The organism is Pseudoalteromonas sp., assembly GCF_041629635.1.
In the GTDB taxonomy this organism is placed as follows: domain Bacteria; phylum Pseudomonadota; class Gammaproteobacteria; order Enterobacterales; family Alteromonadaceae; genus Pseudoalteromonas.
In genome coordinates, this window is record NZ_JBFKMX010000179.1 from 1 (window position 1) to 5,699 (window position 5,699).

At 40.7% G+C, this 5,699-nt stretch carries 6 protein-coding genes and 1 pseudogene; 4 read left to right on the forward strand and 3 right to left on the reverse strand.

Annotated features, from left to right (window positions below):
• Nucleotides 1-79: 79 nt before the first annotated feature.
• The gene (locus ABYD77_RS17210) at nucleotides 80-352 is read left to right on the forward strand and encodes a hypothetical protein (protein ID WP_372771327.1); all 273 of its coding nucleotides are present in this window, start codon (nucleotides 80-82) and stop codon (nucleotides 350-352) included.
• Here ABYD77_RS17210 and carB read toward each other — a convergent pair.
• The 3 genes and pseudogenes from carB to dapB form a co-directional block, all read right to left on the reverse strand.
• A pseudogene (gene carB, locus ABYD77_RS17215) lies at nucleotides 320-655 on the reverse strand (carbamoyl phosphate synthase large subunit); the annotation flags it as partial. The gene ABYD77_RS17210 and the pseudogene carB sit on opposite strands and share 33 nt — an antisense overlap.
• A 17-nt stretch (nucleotides 656-672) precedes the next feature.
• On the reverse strand, nucleotides 673-1,803 hold the full coding sequence (gene carA / locus ABYD77_RS17220) for a glutamine-hydrolyzing carbamoyl-phosphate synthase small subunit (RefSeq protein ID WP_372771322.1): 1,131 nt from the start codon (nucleotides 1,801-1,803) through the stop codon (nucleotides 673-675).
• A gap of 217 nt (nucleotides 1,804-2,020) precedes the next feature.
• A complete protein-coding gene (dapB, locus tag ABYD77_RS17225; protein ID WP_372771323.1) occupies nucleotides 2,021-2,821 on the reverse strand; it encodes a 4-hydroxy-tetrahydrodipicolinate reductase in 801 nt (266 codons plus the stop codon).
• A 298-nt stretch (nucleotides 2,822-3,119) separates the two neighbouring features.
• On the opposite strand from dapB, the gene ABYD77_RS17230 reads away from it, so the two are divergent.
• The 3 genes from ABYD77_RS17230 to ABYD77_RS17240 form a co-directional block, all read left to right on the forward strand.
• Complete coding sequence (locus ABYD77_RS17230) at nucleotides 3,120-4,436, forward strand: Na+/H+ antiporter NhaC family protein (protein ID WP_372771324.1); 1,317 nt, start codon at nucleotides 3,120-3,122, stop codon at nucleotides 4,434-4,436.
• A gap of 118 nt (nucleotides 4,437-4,554) precedes the next feature.
• Entirely contained in the window at nucleotides 4,555-4,935 is a 381-nt protein-coding gene (locus ABYD77_RS17235) for a hypothetical protein (RefSeq protein WP_372771325.1), read from the forward strand.
• Between the two features lie 225 nt (nucleotides 4,936-5,160).
• Nucleotides 5,161-5,699: YncE family protein (locus ABYD77_RS17240; RefSeq protein WP_372771326.1), on the forward strand; the 539-nt coding region annotated here is incomplete at its 3' end.

The following is a 5,699-nucleotide window of genomic DNA, read 5'->3' on the forward strand; positions in this document are numbered from 1 at the left end:
GGTTGATCAGCAGAGCCAAGAGCCGATGCTGGAGTTTTCGAGCAAGGTTAAGCCAGAGCATCCAGAGAGAATAACCGAGATGGCGCAAAAGATTAACGGCTACAATGCCGCTGATTGGAAAGATGCGCCCGATTTGCGCACGGTTCTGCAGCAGTACGCCGCTCTCACTGTCGATGCTGTACTCATGGCGCATAACGTGACCTTTGAGTGGATGTTTCTCCAGCCAGCCTTCCAGGATACCGGCGTGGAGAATCGCATGGACTATCATCGTCTTTGCAGCGCGTCCGGTGCCTGGTTCATATTGCATCGCAATGGTCTGACCAAATTCAGCCAAGACGCCGTGTTTTTCTAAATCTAGTGCACAGTTTAAGGCGGTTTGACCACCCATGGTTGGCAAAACGGCATCAGGTTGTTCTTTGGCAATGATGTTCTTAACGACTTCCCAGTGAATCGGCTCGATGTAAGTCGCATCAGCCATTTCTGGGTCAGTCATAATTGTAGCTGGGTTAGAGTTTACTAGGATTACACGGTAACCTTCTTCTCTAAGTGCTTTACACGCCTGTGCGCCTGAATAGTCGAATTCACATGCCTGGCCGATAACAATCGGGCCTGCACCTAAAATCAAAATACTTTTTATGTCATTACGTTTTGGCATTTTAGTCTCAGTCCTAATTATTTACGTTCTTGCATTAAGTCGATGAAATGGTCAAATAATGGCGCCGCATCGTGAGGACCAGGGCTTGCTTCAGGGTGACCTTGGAAGCTAAACGCTGGCTTATCTGTGCGGTGAATACCTTGTAATGTGCCGTCGAATAATGAAACGTGCGTTGCACGTAAATTTTCAGGAAGTGTGTCTTGATCCGCTGCGAAACCGTGGTTTTGCGCTGTGATCATAACCACATTTCGGTCTAAATCTTTAACCGGGTGGTTACCACCGTGGTGACCAAATTTCATTTTTACTGTTTCAGCACCAGAGGCAAGTGCAAGTAATTGGTGGCCTAAACAAATACCAAAAATTGGCGTATCTGTTTCAAGGAAGGTCTTAATAGCGTCAATTGCATAAGTACATGGCGCCGGATCACCAGGGCCATTTGATAGGAAGATACCATCAGGGTTTAACGCTAGTACATCTGCTGCAGGAGTTTCAGCAGGTACTACAGTTAATTTACAACCGCGGTCTACTAACATACGTAAAATGTTACGTTTTACACCGAAGTCATAAGCAACTACGTGGAATTTTGCATCTTCATCGCTCAGAGTCTTGAACCCTTCGCCTAACGTCCAACTTGTTTCATTCCATGTGTACTGCTCTTTTGTACACACTACTTTCGCAAGGTCCATGCCTTTAAGGCCTGGGAATGCTTTCGCCGCTTCAAGCGCTTTAGCTTCGTCAACGTCACCTGCAATGATACAACCGTTTTGCGCACCTTTATCACGTAAAATACGTGTTAATTTACGCGTATCGATATCAGCAATACCTAAGATATTGCGAGATTTTAAATACTCATCAAGTGAAAGTTCATTACGGAAGTTGCTTGCAAGCAGTGGAAGGTCACGAATAACTAGGCCTTTCGCCCAAATTTTATTCGCTTCTTCATCTTCGCTGTTGGTACCTGTATTACCGATATGTGGGTAAGTTAAAGTAACGATTTGTTCAGCATAAGATGGATCAGTTAAAATTTCTTGATATCCAGTCATTGAAGTATTGAAAACTACTTCACCAACTGAGATACCCTCAGCACCAATGGCAGTACCGCGAAATACCGTGCCGTCTTCTAGGACTAACAAAGCGGATTTAGACAAGTTGACCTCCTAACAGTAAAAAACGGGCGAAATTTGCGTAAATTTCAACCCGTTCAATCGATCTAACACCCTAGAGAAAGCGTTAGATTATAAAATTTTGGCAAATTCCAAGTATTTTAGATGAATTCTCAAAAAAGGTCTAATAAAAAATAAGAAAAAATTAAAAATAACGCTTTTAACAGAAAATTTACTTTAAACAGCCAAAAATTTCAGTTTTCTACCTAAAACCTAGCACATCTTGCATAGTATAAAGTCCAACCGGTTTATTATGTAACCACGCCGCAGCCCTTACAGCGCCTTTGGCAAAGGTCATTCTTGAACTCGCTTTATGGGTAAGTTCGAGTCTTTCGCCCTCAGCTGCGAAATAAGCCGTATGTTCACCAACTATATCGCCGCCGCGCATCACTGAATAACCGATTTCTTTTTGACTTTTGGCCTGCTCATCTTTTGAGCGGTCAAAAACCGCAACTTCATCATGCTGCCAGCCTTTTGCTTCTGCAATAGCTTCACCAATCATTAATGCTGTGCCTGAAGGCGCATCAATTTTATGTTTGTGGTGCAGCTCAAAAATCTCGATATCAATGTCGTCTGCTAACGTCTGTGCAGCAGTTTTAACAAGATTTTCGAGCAAGTTTATTCCCACTGAGTAATTGCGCGAGAAAACAATAGGGATTTCTTTTGCAGCCACTTCAAGTTCTGCCATATCAGATGCAGTTAACCCTGTGGTGCCAATCACCATTGGGATTTTATGTGCCACTGCATAGGCTAAATGCTTTTTCATACCCACAGGTAAAGTAAAATCAATAATGACATCAGTCTCTGACGGTAAATTAGTTTCATCACTAAACATCACATCACTGTCACCTTGGTTTATAAAATGCTTTACCGCCTGCCCTTTTATTTCGTTGGATGCGCGAACGGCTGCTGCAACTAGGCTTGTCCCTTGATTATTGATACTCGCCTCACACAGCGCGCGTCCCATACGGCCATTAGCACCATACACTGCTATTTTTGTCATGCTTTTCTCTACTATTTATTAGGCTTCAACGCTTTATACCCAACTCTCAAACCCTTGGCTAGGATCTAAGTGTTTTAAGTTATAAATTTACAAAAATGATTATATCAGATTTGTTTGACAAAACATCTAGACATCTATACATTCGCACATCCATTTTTATTCATGCCATTTTTACGAAATTTGCTTAAAACTTGCGCTCAAGTGCAAAACGTGGAACTAATAGTGATGAATAAGAAGAAGAAATTTCAGTTTCGTGCTGTTAAGCACGCAACCTATAAAGTTTCCGTTTGAGGTTTATATGGATACTCATATCAATAAAACGGTGGCAAAATTATCATTGCTGCCATTATTAACATTTGTTGGTTTATTTTTAGGTGCAGGTCTTTATTTGCAATCGCAAGGTGTTGACTACGCGTTTTATCAATTGCCAGCGCCTGTGGCTATTTTACCAGCGATTCTGTTGGCGTTTCTGTTAAACAAAAAGTCCATTAACGATTCGGTAGAGACTTTTATTAAAGGTGCGGGTCATAGCAATATCATCACTATGTGCTTGATCTATTTATTAGCCGGTGCATTTTCGACTGTTGCAGGAGCAACAGGGGGTGTTGATGCCGTTGTAAATGCAGGCCTTGACCTTGTACCACCTGCATTTTTACTGCCAGGCTTATTTTTAATTTCAGCTGTAGTATCAACCGCGATGGGTACCTCAATGGGTACAATTGGTGCAATTGGCCCTATTGCTTATGCTCTTTCTATTAAAACAGGCCTTGATCCCGCACTTGTTGCCGGTACCGTTGTGTCGGGTGCTATGTTTGGTGATAACTTATCAATTATTTCAGACACCACCATTGCTGCAACGCGCACACAAGGCTGTGAAATGAAAGATAAGTTTCGTGAAAACTTAAAAATCGCATTACCAGCTGCAGCATTAACCGTATTACTTTTGGCATTTTTAACGCCAGAACCAGAAATTATCGATGTTAAAGATTACGACTTACTCTTGGTACTGCCTTATGCCTTTATTCTAGTGCTTGCGGTCGCTGGCTTTAATGTATTTGTGGTGCTGTTTAGCGGTATTGTATTTGCGGGATTAATGGGCTTTACCGGTGACTACCAAGGTGGTCAATTCGTAAAGGATATCTACGAAGGCTTTAAAGGCATGCAAGAGATCTTCTTACTTTCGATGTTTATTGGTGGCCTGTCTGAGTTTATCCGTGTTAATGGTGGATTAGATTACATTGCTGATAAAATTCAAAAAGGAACAGCAATTATAGCCAAGTGGAACCGCAAAGTTGCCGACCAGTTTGGTATAGCGGCGTTAGTACTTACTTCAAACTTATGTATTGCCAATAATACTGTTTCGATTATTGTTGCAGGCCCAATCGCAAAAAAACTCGCTGAAGACGGTAACATTCAAGCTAAACGCTCAGCAAGCTTATTGGATATCTTTGCTTGTGTAATGCAAGGCAGTTTGCCATACGGTGCACAAGCGTTATTACTCGGCGCAACCTTCCACATTACCCCTTGGGATGTGGCTACAAGCTCATATTACTGCTTTATTTTAGCGTTCGTCGCAATGGCAATTATCGCATTTTATAAATCAAAAGATGATTAATATTATTTAATAACAATTCCGTGTTTGGCGCTCAATTGAGCGCCTTTTTTATTGACCGAACTGTGTTAAACTCAAAATTAAATTCAAAGTAACTCGCTTATTTAGAAGGATTTTTATCATGCGTGTGCTACTTGTTTTTTCTTTTGTTTTATTAATAAGCTGCTCTTCTGCTTCTTTTAATATTTCAACAAATGCTGACAAAGCCATTTTGTCATCAATGACTCGCAGTGCTGCTTCAAATCATGTACTTGATTTAACTTATCAGAAATTGCATCAATATAACTTTGTCGCTTTAGGTGTGATTGAATCTATTGGCTGCGCTAATGAATACAATAATTTTTTGCCTACTGAATCGCAAATGCGTGGAAAGCTTGCCATAGAAACAGCGCAAAATGGTGGCAATGCCATGGTTTTCAATTACTGCCACTCGAGCACAGGCAACAGTGATTGTAAAAAAGCAAAGGTGTGCAAAGCTGAAATTTTTCGCATTGACCAGTAATTGATGTTACTGAATTTAATACCTAAGCAGTGATAGAAATATACCTTGCACCCGTATTTTACATCTTTTACAACATTTAATTCATACAACACATTCACCTTTAAAAACCTGCCTACTTATTCAATAAAAGACAACATATTTTGAATCTGAGCAAATACTGCTTGCATCTTATTGTTATATTATAACATAATAAAATGTTACTTTATAACATTACAAGGATTAGACATGATTCGTAAAGCGCTTGCCAGTACAGTATTAATTTCTCTATTAAGCGCCTGTGGTTCTGATAGCCATACAGTGATAAATAAAACGCCTGAAGTTGATACTCCTTCACAGCCGCATCAACCGCTTGAATTGCCTGAAGGTCGTCTTGCTTTTAGCTCACCTAACTCAAATGAAGTTCATATTTTTGACTTAGCAACAAAGCAGGTAATCAATAGTTTCCCACTAACAAATGCACCATCGGCTCTTTATACAAGCCCTAACGGACGTTATGTCGTTGCTATTCAACGTAATGAAAGCATTGTTGAATTTATTGATGGCGGTATATATTTAAAAGAGCATGATGATCATCATGACCTTCATGAAGACGCACCAACAACGAACTCATTTGAATTATTAGACGTAAAACCAACCCATTACGTCCCAGTCGGCGAACAAGCTCTGGTATTTTTTGATGGCGATAAAGATGCTTCAGCCGATGCAGGTTTTGCCATTATTTCAGATGAAAGCATAAGCGAGACACGCATTATTGCTGAACATCA

Bases quoted from the DNA above. Each gene is read 5' to 3' on its own strand.
- ABYD77_RS17235 (WP_372771325.1), top strand. From the start codon at position 4,555: ATGCGTGTGCTACTTGTTTTTTCTTTTGTTTTATTAATAAGCTGCTCT.
- dapB (WP_372771323.1), bottom strand. From the start codon at position 2,821: ATGACAAAAATAGCAGTGTATGGTGCTAATGGCCGTATGGGACGCGCG.
- ABYD77_RS17230 (WP_372771324.1), top strand. From the start codon at position 3,120: ATGGATACTCATATCAATAAAACGGTGGCAAAATTATCATTGCTGCCA.
- ABYD77_RS17210 (WP_372771327.1), top strand. From the start codon at position 80: ATGGCGCAAAAGATTAACGGCTACAATGCCGCTGATTGGAAAGATGCG.